General features: G+C 59.4%; 13 protein-coding genes and 1 tRNA gene. 11 read left to right on the top strand and 3 right to left on the bottom strand.

Annotated features, from left to right (window positions below; genetic code table 11):
- Nucleotides 1–81: 81 nt before the first annotated feature.
- The 5 genes from rpmG (at nucleotide 82) to rplK (ending at nucleotide 2,085) form a co-directional block, all read left to right on the top strand.
- Nucleotides 82–231: a 50S ribosomal protein L33 gene (gene rpmG, locus DHV10_RS14955; protein WP_109487138.1), complete on the top strand. Its 150-nt coding sequence runs from the start codon at nucleotides 82–84 to the stop codon at nucleotides 229–231.
- 118 nt (nucleotides 232–349) lie between these two features.
- Nucleotides 350–425 (top strand) — tRNA-Trp (locus tag DHV10_RS14950).
- A 143-nt stretch (nucleotides 426–568) separates the two neighbouring features.
- Nucleotides 569–865, top strand: coding sequence for a preprotein translocase subunit SecE (gene secE / locus DHV10_RS14945; protein WP_109487137.1), 297 nt, complete (start codon nucleotides 569–571; stop codon nucleotides 863–865).
- A 26-nt stretch (nucleotides 866–891) separates the two neighbouring features.
- Complete coding sequence (nusG, locus tag DHV10_RS14940) at nucleotides 892–1,482, top strand: transcription termination/antitermination protein NusG (protein ID WP_109487203.1); 591 nt, start codon at nucleotides 892–894, stop codon at nucleotides 1,480–1,482.
- Nucleotides 1,483–1,647: 165 nt separating this feature from the next.
- Complete coding sequence (gene rplK / locus DHV10_RS14935; RefSeq protein ID WP_109487136.1) at nucleotides 1,648–2,085, top strand: 50S ribosomal protein L11; 438 nt, start codon at nucleotides 1,648–1,650, stop codon at nucleotides 2,083–2,085.
- An 85-nt stretch (nucleotides 2,086–2,170) separates the two neighbouring features.
- Here rplK and DHV10_RS14930 read toward each other — a convergent pair whose 3' ends face one another.
- Together DHV10_RS14930 and DHV10_RS14925 are read right to left on the bottom strand one after the other, a co-directional pair.
- A complete protein-coding gene (locus DHV10_RS14930) occupies nucleotides 2,171–4,114 on the bottom strand; it encodes a PP2C family protein-serine/threonine phosphatase (RefSeq protein ID WP_162601558.1) in 1,944 nt (647 codons plus the stop codon).
- A gap of 484 nt (nucleotides 4,115–4,598) precedes the next feature.
- A complete protein-coding gene (locus tag DHV10_RS14925) occupies nucleotides 4,599–7,625 on the bottom strand; it encodes a M14 family zinc carboxypeptidase (protein WP_109487134.1) in 3,027 nt (1,008 codons plus the stop codon).
- Between the two features lie 344 nt (nucleotides 7,626–7,969).
- Here DHV10_RS14925 and DHV10_RS14920 point away from each other — a divergent pair, with 344 nt between their 5' ends.
- Entirely contained in the window at nucleotides 7,970–8,299 is a 330-nt protein-coding gene (locus DHV10_RS14920; protein WP_239461708.1) for a hypothetical protein, read from the top strand.
- Between the two features lie 73 nt (nucleotides 8,300–8,372).
- Here the strand turns inward: DHV10_RS14920 and DHV10_RS14915 are convergent, their stop codons facing one another.
- On the bottom strand, nucleotides 8,373–9,329 hold the full coding sequence (locus tag DHV10_RS14915) for a hypothetical protein (RefSeq protein ID WP_109487133.1): 957 nt from the start codon (nucleotides 9,327–9,329) through the stop codon (nucleotides 8,373–8,375).
- A 366-nt stretch (nucleotides 9,330–9,695) separates the two neighbouring features.
- Here DHV10_RS14915 and DHV10_RS14910 point away from each other — a divergent pair, with 366 nt between their 5' ends.
- From DHV10_RS14910 to rpoB, 5 genes are all read left to right on the top strand, one after another.
- On the top strand, nucleotides 9,696–11,108 hold the full coding sequence (locus DHV10_RS14910) for an esterase-like activity of phytase family protein (RefSeq protein ID WP_239461705.1): 1,413 nt from the start codon (nucleotides 9,696–9,698) through the stop codon (nucleotides 11,106–11,108).
- A gap of 285 nt (nucleotides 11,109–11,393) precedes the next feature.
- The gene (rplA, locus tag DHV10_RS14905; RefSeq protein ID WP_109487201.1) at nucleotides 11,394–12,101 is read left to right on the top strand and encodes a 50S ribosomal protein L1; all 708 of its coding nucleotides are present in this window, start codon (nucleotides 11,394–11,396) and stop codon (nucleotides 12,099–12,101) included.
- 208 nt (nucleotides 12,102–12,309) lie between these two features.
- Nucleotides 12,310–12,843 carry a 50S ribosomal protein L10 gene (gene rplJ / locus DHV10_RS14900; RefSeq protein WP_109487132.1) on the top strand — a complete coding sequence of 178 codons (534 nt, stop codon included), beginning with the start codon at nucleotides 12,310–12,312 and terminating at the stop codon, nucleotides 12,841–12,843.
- Between the two features lie 192 nt (nucleotides 12,844–13,035).
- On the top strand, nucleotides 13,036–13,413 hold the full coding sequence (gene rplL / locus DHV10_RS14895) for a 50S ribosomal protein L7/L12 (RefSeq protein ID WP_109487200.1): 378 nt from the start codon (nucleotides 13,036–13,038) through the stop codon (nucleotides 13,411–13,413).
- Between the two features lie 840 nt (nucleotides 13,414–14,253).
- Entirely contained in the window at nucleotides 14,254–18,738 is a 4,485-nt protein-coding gene (gene rpoB / locus DHV10_RS14890) for a DNA-directed RNA polymerase subunit beta (protein ID WP_109487131.1), read from the top strand.
- The last annotated feature ends 62 nt before the right edge of the window (nucleotides 18,739–18,800 follow it).

The raw sequence follows: 18,800 nt of genomic DNA, 5'->3' as shown, positions 1-18,800 counted from the left end.
GTCAGTTGCCAGTTACCAGTTGCCAGTTGATTTCGACGCTGGCAACTGGGGACTGGAAACTGCAGACTGAAGGGAATTGAAATGCGGGATATTGTTACGTTGCAGTGTTCGGAGTGCAAGGAGCGGAATTACTCGACGACGAAGAACAAGAAGACGACCACGGGCCGTCTCGAGTTCAAGAAGTTCTGTAAGCGCTGCCGCAAGCACCAGCCGCACAAGGAAACGAAGTAAAGCACAGCCCTTAGCTATTAGCCATTAGCTTTTAGCTCATTTTGCCGGAGTCAGCGAACTCGGTTTCCGTGGCAGGATGGAGCTAAAGGCTAAAAGCTAACAGCTAAAAGCTGTTTTTAGGGGCGTAAGCTCAACGGTTAAACTGTCGGTCTCCAAAACCGAACTTGGGGGTTCGAATCCCTCCGCCCCTGCCAGATTGAAAGACAGCTAGTAGCCATTAGCTCTTAGCTGTCAGCTTCTCCTCTGTAGAGTTGACGGCATTGCAGAGGAGAGAATGGCTGAAGGTCAGCCTGAGGAAGATGCGGCGGAAGAAACTTCGGCCGCAGAGGATTGAAGTATGGCAACAGAGTCAGCGATCAAAAAGGGCGACGACAGCTCGATCAAGCGTCAGCAGCCGGGAGCGCTCTCGAACGTGCAAGAAGGTGCGCTTGGCGCGTGGGGCAATCTCAATCGCTTTTTGAGCGATGTGCGCGCGGAGATGAAGAAGGTCGTCACTCCGAACCGGAAGGAAGTGCAGACGACGACCTCGGTCGTGATCGTCACAGTGTTCATCTTCGGGTTCTTTTTCTGGGTGACGGACAGCGTCTTCAGCAGGGCCCTTCAGGCGATACTTCATAAGCTGGGCGCGCAGTAAGAATGCAGGATCGAATCGAGACAGCAATGGCAGAAGAAATCGAAAACTCCGCCGAACAGCAGCCGACGCCCGAGCAACCGAACGAGCGCTTCAAGTGGTACATCCTTCACGCCTACTCGGGCTTTGAGCGCAAGGTACGCGAGTCGATCGAGAGCCGGGTGCAGGCCTTTGGTCTGAAGGACCGGGTGGGCCGCGTGATGATTCCCACCGAGCCGGTGACGGAGATCGTCAACGGCAAAAAACGCACGGTGGAGCGGGTCTTTCTGCCTGGATATGTTCTGGTCGAGATGGATCTCGATAACAACCTCTGGCACGTGTTGAAGGACACGCCAAAGGTGACGGGCTTCCTGGGAACCGGCGACAAGCCGGTAGCGCTGAGCGAGGAAGAAGTGAGTTCGATCCTCTTCCGCAGCGAAACGGCGAAGGAAAAGCCGCGGCTTAAGATCAAGTTTGAGAAGAACGAGTCTGTCAGGATTACGGACGGACCGTTTGCCAACTTCAACGGCGTGGTGGATGAGATCAACGAGGACCGCGAGACACTGAAGGTGATGGTGACGATCTTCGGCCGCTCGACGCCGGTGGAACTGGAGTTCGGAAAGGTCGAAAAGATTGAGTAGCGACAGCTTTTAGCTATTAGCTTTTAGCTTCTAGCCGGTTTGCCTACCTGGCGGCGCCGGTTAAAAGCGAACGCTGAATGCTGCGCACCAAAATTCAAATGTTGCACCCGACAGCTAAGAGCTAAAAGCTAGGAGCTAAGAGCTGTCTCCGAAGGAACCCGAGATATGGCACCTCCGAAAAAAGTAAGTGCGATGGTCAAGCTGCAGATCGAAGCCGGCAAGGCGACGCCTGCACCGCCGGTTGGTCCGGCACTGGGCCAGGCGCAGGTCAACATCATGGAGTTCTGCAAGCAGTTCAACGCCCGCACGCAGAACAAGGAGATGGCCGGACTGATTATTCCGGTTGTCATTACGGTTTATGGCGACCGCTCGTTCACGTTTGTGACGAAGACGCCTCCGGCATCGATTCTGTTGAAGAAGGCTGCGGGCCTGCAGAAGGGCTCGGGCACTCCCAACAAGGACAAGGTCGGCAAGGTGACGGAGAAGCAGGTTCGCGAGATCGCCACGCAGAAGATGCCTGACTTGAACGCCGCGTCGATTGAGACGGCGATCAAGAGCATCAAGGGTACAGCGCGATCGATGGGAATCGAAGTTGTAGGGTAAAGCCGGACTGGCTTGCGCGTCGTGATGAAGGCCCTCCCGAGTGGAGGGCCTTCGTGCGTCTGAGCGATAGTCCTAAACAGAGCTATCAGGCTGTGGCGAGATTCAGTGCAGCAGACTGCGAGCGCGTGAGGGTGAGCACAGTGATGTCGTCGTTCTGGCCGAAGGCAACGGCTTCTTCTGTGGCCTTCAACGCAGTGGGGTATGTGCCGAAGAGGATGTTCAGGCGTCCGAAGCCATAGAGTTCGCCGGTGGAATTGCGGGCCTCCAGCAATCCGTCGGTGTAGAGGGCGAAGTGATCTCCTTCGCGAAGCTGAATCTTCGTTTCTTCGTAGCGGGCTTGCGGTGTGATGCCCAGAGGCAGAGCTCCCGGCAATTCGAGTTCACGCTGGTTCAGGAAAGGCGCGGGATGCCCGGCGGTGGCGAGGGTACAGGAGCCGTCCGGATCAAGTCGAAGCGCGATGCACGTCGCGAACCCGCCCTGCATGCGTCCTTCGAGCCTGCGGTTGAGAGCAGCGAGAATTTCTGCGGGGCTGCTGGACGTCTCGGCAACCATGCGGATGGCGCCGACCAGGAGCGAAACCGTCATGGCCGCCTTCAGTCCCTTTCCGCTGACGTCTCCGAGAACAATGAGGGTCGAAGATCCGGGAAGCGAGATGATCTGAAAGAAATCGCCTCCCACTTCGGCTGCCGGTTTGTAGGCACTTGTAAGGGTGAATCCGGAGATGTCGGGCAGCGCTTCCGGAACGAGGATCTGCTGCAGTTCGCGTGCGCTTTTGAATTCCTGCTCCAGGATGGACTGGCGCAGGCTGGCCTCGCGCGAGTAGCGATAGACGCCGTAAACGATGGCCACCAGCAGACAGACGCGCATCAAGCCTTGCATCGAGACGTTATTGCCAAGAACGTTGAAGAGCGGAGCGTCGATTTTGTCAGCGAGCTTCCAGTGGGTGAAGCGCGCTCCCTGCTGGACCCCGATGCGGAGGACTGAGAACATGCCTGCGAGCGAAGCGAAGATGGCAACCAGCCAGCGCGGAGCGTCAAGCCGCTGGCGAAGCCCGAAGGCTACGAGAACCAGCGGGAAGGGCTCGATGATGGTGGTGACTGCCGTCAAAACCGCGTCCGCGAATTGCGCCATGGGCACGTATTGAGGAGAGGTGACGGGCACCAGCAAGCCGTCGAGAGAACCCCCAACGAGCGCGATGATAGCGAGGATGCGGGTGGCACGCGCGATGCCGGGTGATTGATCGAGCTTGAGTATGTAGAGCAGAACATACCAGAGGCCGACATCCTGTAGAACGAACAACGGCTGAAACCAGCCGAGGGCGAAATCGTTGCTGAAGGGAATTCGGAGGCTTAAGAGGAATATGCCCGCCACGAGTGCGAAACAGTAGACAGCCATGGACAGCAGCAGTCGTTGCGAGCGGTCGCGCAACCAGAAGAGCAGGCTGAGCACCATGACTAGCGCGTAGAGGGATGTAAGCGCAAAGATGAACTGCTGGCTGCGCATCCACTCGTAATCCAATTGCGCTTTGCGAGCGCCGATGGCTGCGGGGCTTCCGATCAGAGGCGGAAAGTTGAAGCCTCCAAGCTGATCGGAGTCAAACGAATTGAGCGGCGCCTTCCAGACGCGGAAAGCGAGAACGCCATCTGTGATTGGGCCAAGTCCGAGGGTCTGTGCCGGTGGACGGTAGTAGTGGACAGGGCCGGGGGGCAGCTTGCCGAAGCCGCCGATCAGCTTTCCGTTCCAGTAGACCTCGTAAGCGTCGTCGACGTTCCGGATCAGCATAGCCATATCGGGCGACTGGCCTGCAGCCGGCTGCACATGGACGTGGCGCCGGTACCAGGCGAAGCCGACGTACGCGGGGTGGCTTTGGGAGCCCCAGGTCTTGTCGGTGGTCAGGGCCTCCCACCCATTGTGTCCCGCCGTGTCGTCGAGATTTGGAGATCCGTAAGAGGGATCGTCTCCGAGGTGAAATTGCCATGCTCCGTCCACTTGGGCAAGGCCCCTGCCGAGGTCTTCCAATGAGAGCACGGATGCTGCGGCTGCTGTCGCCGTGGATGGGGATGTTGACGTCGAACTCTGGGCGCTGAGGCCCGCAGGGATGCAACAGAACACTGCGCAGCAGAGTGCCGCTCGAAAAGCATGCTGAGGCATGCGGCCAGCATATCGTGAGAATTCAAGGATTGACGAGAGATTCCGGAGAGCGGCGCAGTCAATCCGTCACGGGGGTGGGCGCAGCAGGAAGCCTGTGCCCAAAACAGAAGAAGCCCTCCGGAATTCGGAGGGCTCTCTGTGTCTTGTTTGATCCGGGCCGGGAGGAGATCGCTTCGGCTATTTCGAAGGAGGCTGCGGAGTGAAGATCTCGCGCCGGGTCGGCTCGGGTTTTGGTTTCGGCTTCGGAGCTTTCTTGGCTTCTTTGCGACCTTTATCTTTGCTTCCCATGTGTGACAGTTTGACATAGTTCGCATTCATCGGGAAAGGCCGATGAATGCGAACAGTTATCAGTTGCCAGGTGTCAGTTGCCAGTTGGTTTGGTGGCTGGTTCGGGCGTGGATGGTTTCTGGTCGCCGCTCGGAGCGGCTGGTGAGGCGGTGCGCTGGAGGTGGTCGTGGTTAAGGATGGCGTTGAAGACCAGGGGGTAGTCGCCGATGGTTTCGCCGCGGTAGACGGGGTTGTTGCCGAAGAGGAGAACGCTGCCGGTGCCGAGGTGCGCGTTGACGACGACGGCGTGTTCGGCGATGGAACTGGCTTTGTCGAGAAGGCCGTCGAGGAGAAGTGACTTGTTGTCGTTGAAGCGCAGGATCACTTCAGGGCGGAGCTGTTCGGGGATCACGGAGAAGTTGTTGCGCATCTGTTCTTCGTTCAGCTTCTTGGCTTCCCAGGGCTGAGTCTTCTCGAGCTTCTCGGCTTCGACGGCTTTGCGGCCAAGGGGCTCGTCGTTGTCCTCCAGGCCCCCGCGGCCGGTGGGGCGTTCAGAGTACGGATCCATCAGCATGCGACTGGCTCTGCTGCCAAGGGTGTTGCTGATGTTGAAGGCCATGCCGCTGGCGCTCATGACGGGGAGATTGCCGGTGTAGCCGAAGGCGACCGGGCTGTCTTTGGCGACGAAGGTGGTGTTGAGAACGGAGCCTACGATGCGCGCATCGCCTTTTGAGGCGAGGCTGACGCCGGGAGCGAGACCAGTTTCGACGGCGAACTGGGCTGTGTCTTCGGAGGTGATGAGCAGGCCCCCTTTTTCGACGAAGGTGCGGAGGTGCTCGAGGCCGTCGTAGCCGAGGCCGGGGCGGATGTCGTCGGTGCCGTCGTCGCCAATCTGTAGATTGGGCGTGATGTCGGATTTCTTCCAGGGCATGTGGTTGTTCCAGCGGGGCAAGCCGTTGATGATGTCCTGCGTGGAGCCGTGGCCGACGGGGGCGAAGATGATGACGTCGTACTTGGAGCGGAGGTCGTCTTCTTTGGCGGCGGTTTGCGTGCTGATGTAGGAGTAGGGGATCCCGGCGGTGTCGAATGCGTAGCGCCACCAGCCTTCAGTCTGCGTAGCGAGCCAGGTATGCATCATCGCAATGCGCGGCGCGGTCGCATCATGAGTTGCGACGCTCGGCGCGGCGGAGATCTTCGTAGCGTCGAGGGCGAGGGTGCGAAGCGTGTCGGCGATTTTGTCGTCAGCGCTTGAGATGAGCAGCGAGCCGGCGTTGAAGTGCTTGCCGTCCGCGTCGAAGGCTTTTTCGGCTACCTGGACTTTCGCGCCTTTGAGCTTGTAGACGGCGGAGAGAAGCGAGACCTGGCCGGTGTTGTTGAGGACGAGGAAGGAGCCGGAGCCGTCGAGTTTGCCGGCGAGCGTGGCGGGGTCGTCGATGGGCTTCATGGTTGCTTTGAGAATTGCGGGATCGGTGACGCGGACAACTTGGAGATTGAACAGGTGCGTGAAGGACCAGCCGGTGTCGTCGTAGGGGTGTTTCTGCGGATCGTCCGGCGCCCAGAACTGTCGGTCGAGGAGGGCGTCGGCGATGCGGGAGTAGGGCTGATCCATGCGAATGACGATGGAGCCGGTGGCGAAGGTTTGCTGCTTCGGTTTGTCGTCGCGCTTCTCGCCGGGTATCGAGCAGGTGGCCGCGTCGGAGAGCTGCTGGATTTCGACGTGCTGGCGCTGAAGGACCTTGAGCAGTTCTACTTGCCGATTGGCTGAGGCCGCGTCGGGTGAGATGACGTACGCAGCCGGGCCTTCGAGGGTCGGCTTCTGCGTCGCGCGCTTGCTCTTGGTGTAGTAGTTCTCTAGGAAGTGGTGCGTGTGCTGTGAAAAGTAGGAGAGGGTGGAGAGCAGCGCTGATTGCTCGTAGTTGTTGTTGTCGCGCTGCGACCAGTTAACGATGGGCCACGGCGGATTCTGGCGGTACCAGGTGCGTGAGTATTCTTCGGGATCAAGAATGCGCTTTTCGGTGTCAGCGCCGCCGTTGCCGAAGGTTTCGTACAGGCGGCTGATGCCGTTGTGCATGGCGGCGAGGAACATGAGATAGCCGGGGCTCCAGGTGTCGAAGTCGCCGTGGGTGAAGACGCCGGGCATGCCGAAGCCCTGCATCTGCGCGACATTGTTCCAGCCGAGTTCGGCCCACTCGTCGGCGAGCAGCGGATCGACCCAGGCGTTGTATGGGCCGTCGCCAACGGTGTTGTCGTACAGGAAGGGCACGGATTCGTGGAGATCGTGCAGCACCTGCGCGTGCCAGTCGAGGTAGGTGTTGAGCACGTTGCGCGTGAGGTCCAGCGTCATGCCCATGGCGTCGCGGTTGTTGTCGTGCGCGACGTAGTGGCCCCAGTAGAGGAGGTGCGGGTATTTCTCGTTGGGGTGGGCTTTGTGCCAGCGGTAGATATCAACCTGGCGATCGCGGCCGTCGACCTCGACGACGGGGGTGATGAGGACGATCATGTGCGAGCGGATGAATTTGATGTAGGGCGAGTCGTCGACAGCGAGGCGGTAGGCGAGTTCCATGAGCGCGGTGGGCGCGCCGGTTTCGGGTGAATGAATGGTACCGGTGATGTAGTAGACGGGGTAGGACTGGTCGATGAGCGTGCGGGCCTTTGCGTCGTCGAAGTTGATGGTGCGCGGGTCGGCAAGCTGGGCGAGGCGCTGCCTGTTGGCGTCGGCGTTCTTATGCAGGTCGGCATCGGCAATGGCGACAGCAATCTGCTCGCGGCCTTCTTCGGTGTGGCCGATGGTGTAGACCTTCACGCGCGGGCTGGCCGCGGCGAGGAGGCGGAAGTATTTGTAGACATCCTCGGCGTAGGGAAGGATGTCAGGCGCGCCGGAGACATCGCCGAGGACTCTGGCGGGAGTGGGAACGGTCTTTGAGGCGGGGAGGTAGTCGACGAGAGGGGAGGTGAAGGTGGGGTCGGTTGTGTACTTGTGGATGTGGTCGGTGTAGTCCTGATCGATGGGCTGCTGAGGGTCGCGCGCGAAGTTGGTGTTCAGCGATTGTGATTGGAGGGAGACTGCGGCACTGACAAAAGAAAATGAACAAAGCAGCAAGGCGAGGCGAATTGGTCGCATGGTGTCCTTCTGTTGAAGTTCAGCCGGCACTTAAGTTGAGCGATCCGAAGAGCAACGAGCGATCGCCCCGTCACCGAAGCGGCAACCCAAAGAACGACCTTGCATGGGAGTGGAATGAAGACGAAGCCGATTCAGAAGTGCTGACTTGGAGAAAACTATACGGCATCTACTCTGGGTTCAAGAAATGGGAGGTATAGGCAGCAGCGAACGCTTGTTGTGATGAGACGGAGTAGAGGCCGCGGTATTTCGGGAGACGAAAATGAGGAGTTTTCAAGGCCGCTGCTCACGGTCGGGCCGCATCCCAACCAGAGCGATCTGGAGTATCGCCAAGGAGAGGTTTGGTTATGGCAGATTATCGAGTCGGTCGAGGTGAGTCGCAGGAGGATCAGTTTACAGCGGCGATCGAGAGCACGACCTCCAAAGTTCCATCGAGTGCGTTCCTGGCGCTGGCGCTGGCGTCGATGGCAGTTTCGGCGACGTTTCAGGCGATGCGCAAGAGAGACGAGTCGCTGTTCATCGGGCAGTGGGCTGCGCCGTTTCTGCTGCTTGGGATCTACAACAAGATGGTGAAGCAACATGGTTCTGACGGCCGCAAGCAGGACCAGAGCGGGAGCGAAGGGTACTCGAGCTATCGTTCGCCGGAGCGGTCGTACAGCCAGTCGGCTGGAATCTAAGCTGAATCTAAGCGGGTTTAAAAAGGGCAGGCGATACGAAATCGCCTGCCCTTTCGTTTGCGGGATGAGGTAGTTACTCGCCTCGTGCGCTTACAGGCCCTGTGACCAGCACCTGCTGCGGAGCGGCAACCTTGGCTGATGGAACATGCAGATCGACCTTCAACGTCTCCACCTGAGGCTTGCCGTTGGACGGTGCTGTAAAGCTGACTTCGTATTGATTGTTCAGCCTGCGGCGCAGGTCCTGGAAGAAGGGCTGGAGCGAGACTGGATTGCCAAGGCCTTCCCAGTAGCTGTTGCCGCCAGTCGCCTGCGTGACAAGCAAGAGCAAGTTCTGGCCGGCGTTGGTCTCGTACCCCGTGCTGTTGAGCCGTCCCGTGTTCTGCCAGTAGATCGAATAGACGACCAGGCCGGCGCGCACCGAATCTTTGATTGCGGTCTGAACGTACGGATCGTCTGGATCGAAGCGGCGCTCGTAATTGTCCACGCCGTCGGTCACCATGACCACCTCGCGACGAGCGGTGCGGTCGTGCGAAGGCCAGTTCTTTGCCAAGTCAGAGAGGCAGAAGTACGGGCTGGCATTTTCGCCCGGGATGCCGGAGCTGAGATGCAATCCTTTCAGCACATCTGCCGCGTTCGAGGAGAGCTGAGACGAGAAGACTGCGCGGCCCTGCTGCATGTAAGCGATGGCCATCCTGGTGTTGGGCGGCATTTCCTTGACGAAGGCCTGTATTTCGTTGAACTGCGTTCCGAGATTTGCGCGTGCTCCGGAGTCGAGCATCAAAACCAGTTCGACGGGGCTGCTGCTTTCCTGCAGCTGATTGAAACTGGTGACGGTCGAGTCTTTGCCGTTGACCTTGACCTTCAGATTCTGCGCGGAAATCTGCCCGGCGTTGCCGTTCTTTGCTGAAGGCAGGACCGTGACGATGGCGCGGCCTTGGCCTTGCTGCGCGTCTTTCTGTGCGAAAACCGGGGAAGTCGCGAGCAGGGTGCCCGCGGTGAGTGCGATTGCTGCTTTACCAAACCGTTTCATAAATAATCCTCAGATCTAGTGCCCCGGGGTCGACAGTGCATGTTGGGGGCCGATTCTTGTCCTTTTCTTCTTATTTAGATGCCCTTAGGCGGATTTTGTTGCGGCGGTAGAGCTATCGCGAACGTAACGAGGAGCTTGGAAGACGTCCGTCTGCGGGGATCGATTGGCGAGACCAGCTGTTCCGACAGTGGACGGAGGCTATCGGCGCTTAGCGCCATTAGTCCCTGCTCGTCAGGAATCAGCGCTGAAGGCTTTCACGAGATATTGACCGGATTTTGACAAGGGTGTGTAGCGTGGCGTTGATGATTGCGGTCGCACGTACAACCTCAACTCACCCCAAGCAAGCACACACAAGGAGAGAGCTTCGTGAGACAGACAATGATGCGTCTGGCCGTACCGGTCTGCGCGGCAATTTTGACTTCAGGTATTCAGCTTCATTCGCAGCAGTTTCCGCTGCTGGCGGTCGGAACGCTCGATGAGTCCCGGGCGGGCGCCTGGGCCGATGTTTCAGGGCTGACCTATACGCTCGAGAACGGCGTTCCGGCGAACAGTCTGGGCGGTTTCGGCTCGGCAATCACGTACGTGGGAGGCAATCAGTTCCTGGCGCTTCCGGATCGCGGGCCGAATGCGGCGGCGTTCAATCCTGCCGTGGACGACACGGTTGCGTACGTGAATCGCTTCCATACAGTGCATCTGAATCTCACGCCGAATCACTCCGGGTCGGGATTGCCGTTCGAACTGAAGCCGCTGCTGCAGCAGACCACGTTGCTGTGGAGCGCGACTCCACTGGTGTACGGGAACCTGGACGGCTCGGGTGTTCCGCCGGTCAACGGGCTGATGCGGTACTACTTCACGGGCCGGTCGGACGGGTTCGATCCGAGCCAGAGTTCGGGCGATCCAAATGACGCGCGCTTCGATACGGAAGGCATTCGCGTGTCGAATGATGGCGCGAGTGTGTTCATCTCCGATGAGTACGGGCCGTATGTCTATCAGTTCGACCGGGTCACTGGTGTTCGTCTGCGGACGTTTACGCTGCCGGCTTCGTTTTTTGTGACTCACCTTTCGTCGGTGGGCGCGACAGAGATCAGCGGGAATACTGCTGGCCGAACGGCGAACAAGGGCATGGAAGGGCTGGCGATCACGCCGGATGGCAAGACGCTGGTCGGAATCATACAAGCCTCGCTGATTCAGGATGCACTGCAAAAAGGCGCGGCGGCGAAGCTGCTGCGGATCGTGACGATCGATATCGCGTCAGGGCAGGTGACGGGCCAGTACGCCTACGGGCTGACGACCGGTTCGGGCGTGAGCGAACTGCTGGCGCTGAACAACCACGAGTTCCTCGTTGACGAGCGCGATGGTCATGGACGCGCGGACGGCAGCCTGGCGGTGGTGAAGCAGCTCTTCAAGATCGATCTGACGGGAGCCACCGACGTGAGTGCGATGGACGGGAAGACGGCGGCTACACATGAGGTTGCGAAGACGCTGTTTGTGGATCTGGTGAAGTCGTTAAATGCGGCGGGAATCTCTTCCGCCGAGATTCCGGCGAAGATCGAAGGGATTTCTTTTGGGCCCGACCTTATGGGTGGAGGCGAGACGATCCATACGCTGTGGGTGGCGAACGACAACGACTTTCTGCCGACCGTTCAGGATCCGAATGGGAACACGATCGCAAATCCGAACCAGTTCTTTGTGTTTGGGTTCAAAGACTCGGACCTGGGCGGATCTGCGTTTGTGCCGCAGTTTCAGGAAAGCCGGGAGCTGCCGGCGTTTTTAAGGTAAGGGCATCGAAGAGGTTGCAGGCGCCGGGGAGCAAACCAGCTTCCGGCGCCTGAATCGTTCAGGGCGCCTGATTGATCTAAACGAATGGTTGAAGTTTCAGGGGTTTGTTGCACTTCCGCTTCCGTTCCGATAAGATTTACAAATGTGCTCGGGGCATAGCTCCGGGCCGTCAATTGCACCACGGCATTTGGACCTGTTCGAGGCGGTAAGCGCCAGGGATTCAGGCGTATGGCCTCCAGGTTCCCCGAAAAGGGGCTGGCAACTGCGGTGGGAGACGAGGATCTGATGGCTAAACAAAGCAAGAATATTGCGAAGGCGCGCGCGGCTGTTACCAAGCCGGCCTATCCGCTTGCAGAAGCGGTCACCCTGCTGCAGCAGGTGAAGTTCGCCAAGTTTGACGAGACGGTGGATCTGACCATGCGTCTGGGTGTGGACACCCGGCATGCCGACCAGATGGTGCGCGGAACCGTGGTTCTGCCGCACGGACTGGGCAAGACCAAGACCGTTGCCGTAATCGCCACCGGCGACCGCCAGAAGGAAGCGCAGGATGCAGGCGCGGATTTCGTGGGCGGCGAAGAGATGGTGGAGAAGATCCAGAAAGAGAACTGGACCGATTTCGACGCCCTGATCGCGACCCCCGACATGATGAAGGTCGTCGGACGTCTGGGCAAAGTGCTCGGCCCCAAGGGCCTGATGCCGAACCCGAAGACCGGGACTGTGACGCAGGACGTGGCAGCGGCGGTAAAAGAGATCAAGGCCGGTAAGGTGGAGTTTCGCGCCGACAAGACCAGCCTGGTGCACGTTCCGGTGGGCAAGCTGAGCTTTGACTCGCAGAAGCTGATCGACAACGCGACGACGGTGATTACGTCGATCGTGCGCGCGAAGCCTTCAGCGGCGAAGGGCAAGTACATCAAGAGCGTGACGCTGAGCTCGACGATGGGTCCCGGAGTTCCGCTGGATTCAGCTGTGGCGGACGCGGCGGGCAAGCACTAAGAAGCAGGGACTAGGGACTAGGGACTAGGGACTTGATGGTCCGCAGTCCTTCGGGCGAGAGTAGCCGGTCTCAGGGTCCGCAGAGATTTGGGATAGCGCCCGGATGGGGCGGAGCAGAGCGAGATGGCGGCGAGAGAGTAGGCGAATCGGGATTTTCTAGTCCCTAGTCCCTAGTCCCTCAGTCCCTCATCGGAGCGGAGCGAAGGCAATGGCGATTTCTAAGGCGAAGAAGACGGAGAAGGTGAACCAGCTCGCGAAGGAACTGGAGACCTCGACGACCGCGATTATCGGCACGTTCAGCAAGCTGACCGTTGCCAAGGACTACGAGCTGCGCAAAGTTATCCGCGAGGCGGGTGGCAAGTATCGCGTGGTGAAGAACAAGCTGGCTGCCGTTTCGAGCAAGGACTCGAAGGTGGGTCCGGCGCTGAAGGGGCTGAAGGGTGTGAACTCGGTTGCGTTCACCTCGGGCGACCCGGTGGCGCTGACCAAGGTGTTCGCGAAGTGGGCCGGCGAAAATGCAGAGTTCCAGTTCAAGCTGGGCATCGTTGACGGCAAGCTGATCAACGTGGAAGAGATCAAGGCTCTGGCGACCATGCCGGGCAAGGAAGAGCTCTTCTCGAAGCTGCTGTTCCTGATCAATGCTCCGGCGCAGCGCTTGGTTACGGTTCTGAATGCCACTGGCCGCGACCTGGCCGTGGTGCTGAACCAGGGCGTGGAGAAGGAAAAGTTTACGGCGGCATAAATGCCGCCAGTTGCCGGTCTCCAGTTGCCAGTTTCCAGCTCTCGCTGGGAACTGAAGACTGGTAACTGAAAACTGTTTTCAAGGGTTTTGGCAGTAAAGCGGGCGGGAAGGGCGCTGGTCTGGCGCATCGGAAACTTACCGTTTGGGTTTGCGGCCGGGAATATCAATTTCGGATTTGAATGGAGAAAAGACATGGCGGATCTCGCACAGTTGGAAGAACAGATTGTTGGCCTGAGCCTGCTCGAGGCTGCATCCCTGGTTAAGAAGCTCGAAGAGCGCCTCGGCGTCTCGGCAGCGGCAGCGGCACCGGTCATGGTGGCCGGCGGCGGTGGCGCGGCGGCGGCTCCGGCGGCCGAGGAGAAGACCGAATTCCAGGTCATCCTCAAGGATGCCGGCGCAAACAAGATCAACACCATCAAGGCTGTCCGCGAAGTCACTTCGCTCGGCCTGAAGGAAGCCAAGGACCTGGTCGATGGCGCGCCGAAGCCGCTGAAGGAAAGCGCGACCAAGGACGAGGCAGAGGCGATCAAGAAGAAGTTCGAAGGCGTTGCAACCATCGAAGTTAAGTAATTTGGTACGTGACTTGCAAGACAAGCCGGGACGCGCTACGATAATCGTTGCGCGTCTTTTCGGCCCTGCGGGCATTTCCGCAATTTCGGGCGAAAACCACACACGGCGCGTCTTGATTAAGAGTCAAAGGGCACAATGTTCGTCTCGCGGCTGAGCCAAGCAGCCTCGGGGTGGGCATAAGCGCGAAGTTCAAGTGCTCTAGTGTCAACAGGTTAGGCGGGCTTCCTGTTGATGGATGTCGATTGGCAGGCGACGGGCAGCAGAAGCGAGCTTTGGGATCGGCGACAGGATTTCAACAAAAATCGGATGGGGGCACAGGCTTTAAGCCGCGCTCGTGAGGGATTGCGTCCTCGCGGGCATTTGTGTCTCTGTCGCAGCGAATTAGACGTTCGGGCAAAATTTGCGTTGCGTTTGCGGACTTGGGAGCCGGGGAACACCGGTGGGGTCTGCTTCCGATTGTGACCAGTCTACGAGGAATTCCAACGTTTGTGATGCGCTTAAGCGATTTTGAGATCGCCGCTGCAAGAAGAAGGTCATGTTACGACCGGATTCAGATGGCAGCGACTCTCGGACACTTATAGCGCACTGTCCTGAGGAACAACAACGCCTGCGAGGCGATTTTCGGGACGCCTCAATACAGTAAATACGCTTGGCGGGAGAGACCGGAGCTTTGGCTGGCGATTCGCCGGGGTTCTGGAAGCGGGGCTGGTGAAGGGCAGTGAGCCAGTCCGGATGATTCAGTTCGACGACAGCAAACAGCTGGTGCCTCGAGACTCGGGTGCCGGCCCGGCGCGATCCGATACGGGTATCGGCCGGTTTGATGAGCCTCAGGAGTGATGCATGCCTAACGAGAAGCGCGCGATTCGCAGCCGGCTCGATTTTTCCAAGATTCCAACAGCCACCCAGATTCCCAACCTGATCGAAGTGCAGCGCCGTTCGTACGAGCGCTTTCTGCAGATGGACAAGCTGCCCAACGAGCGCGATGACTCAGGGCTGCAGTCGGTGTTTGTTTCCGTTTTCCCCATCACCGACTTCCGCGGAATCTCGCAGCTCGACTTCGTCGATTACGCGATCGGCAACTGGGAGTGCAAGTGCGGCCACCTCAAGGGCCTCCACCACCTGCGTACCGCCTGCGTGCATTGCGGCGCGATGGTGATCACGGACCCGTTCCTTCCTGGCGACGTTCTCTGCCACAAGTGCGGAACGTACAACAAGAACGTTCCCGACTTCTGTAACAAGTGCGGCGACCCTGTGGGCCTGCAGCTGAAGTACGACCAGCAGGAGTGCGAAGAGCGCGGCATGACGTTCTCCGCACCGCTGAAGGTGACGGTTCGCCTCACGATCTACGACAAGGACGCGGAGACCGGCAACAAGACGATCCGCGACATCAAAGAGCAGGAAGTCTTCTTCGGCGACATCCCGCTGATGACCCCGAACGGCACGTTCATCGTCAACGGCACGGAGCGCGTGATCGTGTCGCAGCTGCACCGTTCGCCCGGCGTCTTCTTTGAGACCGCGAACAACCGCACCTACTTCCTTGGCAAGATCATTCCGTACCGCGGTTCGTGGGTTGAGTTCGAGTACGACCAGAAGAACACGCTGTATGTCCGCATCGACCGCAAGCGCAAGTTCCTGGGCACGATCTTCCTCCGCGCACTCGGTCTGCGTTCGGACGAAGAAATTCTCAAGACGTTCTACACCGTTGATCGCATTCAGATCGAAAACGGCAAGCTGCAGTGGACCGTGCAGTCGGATGTGAAGCGCTCGACGCACCTGCTGGGCGCGAAGCCGGCTCATGCTGTCCTGCACAAGGGCGAGGAGATTGCGCACTCCGGGCGCAAGATCACGGCGAACACGCTGAAGGCGATTCGCGCAGCCGGCATTGAGAAGGTCGAAATCGAAAACGCCGAACTTGACGGTGCAATGACCGCGGCGGATGTCGTGGATCTGAACACCGGCGAAGTGATCGTGGAAGCCAACGTTGAACTGACTGCCGATCGCCTGCACAAGGTGATGGCGAGCGGCGCGACGACCGTCGAAGTGTTCTTCCCCGAGCGCGACGACGTGGGCAACATCATTACGAACACGCTGAAGCGCGACTCGGTGCACAAGCCGGAAGAGGCGCTGATCGAGATCTACCGCAAGCTGCGCCCCGGCGATCCGCCGACGCTGGACACGGCGACTGCGCTGTTTGAGGGCATGTTCTTTGATCCGCGCAAGTATGACTTCTCGCGCGTGGGCCGTCTGAAATTCAACATCAAGCTCTACGAGAACCAGGACGCGACACAGCTGGATCATCGGACACTGACGCCTGAGGACTTCTACGGGACGATTCGTTACCTGCTGAAGCTTCGCAAGAACATCGGCGTGGTGGACGACATCGATCACCTCGGCAACCGCCGCGTTCGCGCGGTGGGCGAGCTGATGGAAAATCAGTTCCGCATCGGCCTCGTGCGCATGGAGCGCGCCATCAAGGAAAAGATGAGCGTGTACCAGGAGCTGTCGACGGCGATGCCGCACGACCTGATCAATGCGAAGCCGGTGATGGCGGCGATCCGCGAGTTCTTCGGATCTTCGCAGCTCTCGCAGTTCATGGACCAGACGAACCCGCTGTCGGAGATCACGCACAAGCGCCGCTTGTCGGCACTTGGACCGGGCGGCTTGTCGCGTGAGCGCGCAGGCTTCGAAGTCCGCGACGTGCACCCGACGCACTACGGCCGTATCTGCCCAATCGAGACGCCGGAAGGTCCGAACATCGGCCTGATCAGCTCGCTGAGCTGCTTTGCGCGCATCAACGAGTACGGCTTCATCGAGTCGCCTTACCGCAAGGTGAAGGACTCGAAGATTCTGGACTACGTGGAAGTGGTGAACGCGGGCGAAAGCGGCATGCGCGTGGGCGACCACATCGAGAAGGATGAGGCGATCAAGCTGAATGCCTCGCTGAAGAAGCAGGGCAAGCGGACGATCGACTACATTCCGTACAGCTTCTATCTGTCGGCCTGGGAAGAAGACCGACACACCATCGCGCAGGCGAACATCGAGTTCAACGACGACGGCGTGATCACCGAAGACCTGGTGAACGCTCGCCGGCAGGGCAACTTCGTGCTGGTGAACAAGACTGAGGTCGACTACATCGACGTCTCGCCGAAGCAGCTCGTTTCGGTTGCGGCCTCGCTGGTACCGTTCCTCGAGCACGACGACGCAAACCGCGCGCTGATGGGCGCCAACATGCAACGCCAGTCGGTGCCGCTGCTCGTAGCGGAAGCTCCGCTGGTGGGAACCGGCATGGAGGGTGTTACGGCTCGCGACTCGGGCGCCGTGGTGCTGGCCAAGCGTAACGGCATCGTGGACTCGGTGGACTCCGAGCGCATCATCGTGCGCGTCGAGGGTGAGCACCATCCCACGCAGCTGTCGCGCGAAGTCGGTTCGGACATCTACACGCTGATCAAGTTCAAGCGCTCGAACCAGAACACCTGCATCAACCAGAAGCCGGTTGTGCGCGAAGGTGAGCGGGTTGTGAAGGGCCAGGTCATCGCTGACGGTCCTTGCACGGAGCAGGGCGAACTGGCGCTGGGACGCAACGTGCTGGTGGCGTTCATGCCATGGCGCGGTTACAACTTCGAGGACGCGATCCTGATCAGCGAACGGCTAGTGAAGGACGATTACTACACCTCGGTTCACATCGAGGAGTTTGAAATCGAAGCCCGCGACACGAAGCTTGGGCCGGAAGAGATCACGCGCGATATTCCGAACGTCTCCGAACACGCGCTGCGCGATCTGGACGAGAGCGGTGTGATCCGCATCGGCGCCCAGATCAGCCACGGCGACATCCTCGTCGGCAAGGTCACGCCGAAGGGCGAGACGCAGCTCACTCCGGAAGAGAAGCTGCTCCGCGCCATCTTCGGTGAGAAGGCCGGCGATGTTCGCGATGCTTCGCTGACGTGCCCTCCGGGTATCGAAGGCACGGTGGTTGACGTTCGCATCTTCAGCCGCAAGGGACAGGAGAAGGACGAGCGCGCCAAGCAGATCGAAGCGGAATACGTTTCAAAGCTGGAAAAGAACCTTGGCGACGAAATTCGAATTCTGACCGATGAGCGTTTGAAGAGACTCGAAGGCATCCTGGGCGGCAAGGAAGTCCTGGCCGATCTGCACGATGAGCGCACCAACAAGCGCCTCATCACGAAGGGTGCACTGCTGGATCGCGAAACGATCGAGCGCATCTCGACCAAGAACCTGAAGCGTATCCGCTATAACGACAAGGATCCGCGCGTGAACGAGCAGATCGACGAGATCGAAGAGATGACGTCGCGTCAGATCGAGGTTCTGCGCAAGATCACGAACGAGAAGATCGCAAAGCTGCAGAAGGGCGACGAACTGCCTCCGGGCGTCATCAAGCTCGTGAAGGTGTACGTTGCCATGAAGCGCAAGCTGTCGGTCGGCGACAAAATGGCCGGCCGCCACGGTAATAAGGGCGTGATCGCGCGCATTCTTCCCGAGGAAGACATGCCGTATCTGCCCGATGGCACACCCGTAGAAATCGTCTTGAATCCGCTCGGCGTTCCTTCTCGTATGAACGTCGGACAGATCCTGGAGACGCACCTCGGCTGGGCTGCTGCGGGTCTCGGCAAGAAGATTGCCGGACTGCTCAAGCAGAACAGCGACGTGAACTTCATTCGCGAGCAGGTTCGCAAGGAGTTTGCGGGCACGGCAACGCTGCGGCAGCTGGAAGAGCTTGACGACGAAATGCTGCTGCGGGTCGCGCACGGCATGGAGCGCGGCATCTGGTTCGGTACGGCGGTGTTCGACGGCGCCAAGGAAGAAGAGATCAAGGCGCTGCTGGCTTCGGCTGGACTGCCGTCTTCCGGCAAGACTCCGTTGTTCGACGGCATGACCGGCGAGCAGTTCGAGCAGCCGGTAACCGTGGGCTACATCTACATGCTGAAGCTCTCTCACCTGGTCGACGACAAGATTCATGCTCGCTCGATCGGACCGTACTCGCTGATCACCCAGCAGCCGCTGGGCGGCAAGGCGCAGTTCGGCGGACAGCGCTTCGGCGAAATGGAAGTGTGGGCGCTCGAAGCGTACGGCGCTGCGTACATCCTGCAGGAACTGCTCACCGCGAAGTCCGACGACGTGTATGGCCGAACCAAGATCTACGAGGCCATCGTCAAGGGCGAAGCGGCAATCGAGCCGGGTGTGCCTGAGTCGTTCAACGTGCTGATTCGCGAATTGCAGTCGCTGTGCCTCGATGTGGAACTGATCAAGCGTGCGGACCTGATTAAGAAGGCTCCGGCGCCGGAGATGGCAGCGGTAGCTGATGACTAGCCAGGAGCTTGTAGCAGCCGGTAGCTTCTAGCTACTGGCTGCAGGCTGCGAGCTGCTCCAGA

It is taken from the genome of Occallatibacter savannae, from assembly GCF_003131205.1.
GTDB lineage: Bacteria > Acidobacteriota > Terriglobia > Terriglobales > Acidobacteriaceae > Telmatobacter > Telmatobacter savannae.
This window is presented reverse-complemented; position numbering and strand designations above follow the sequence as displayed.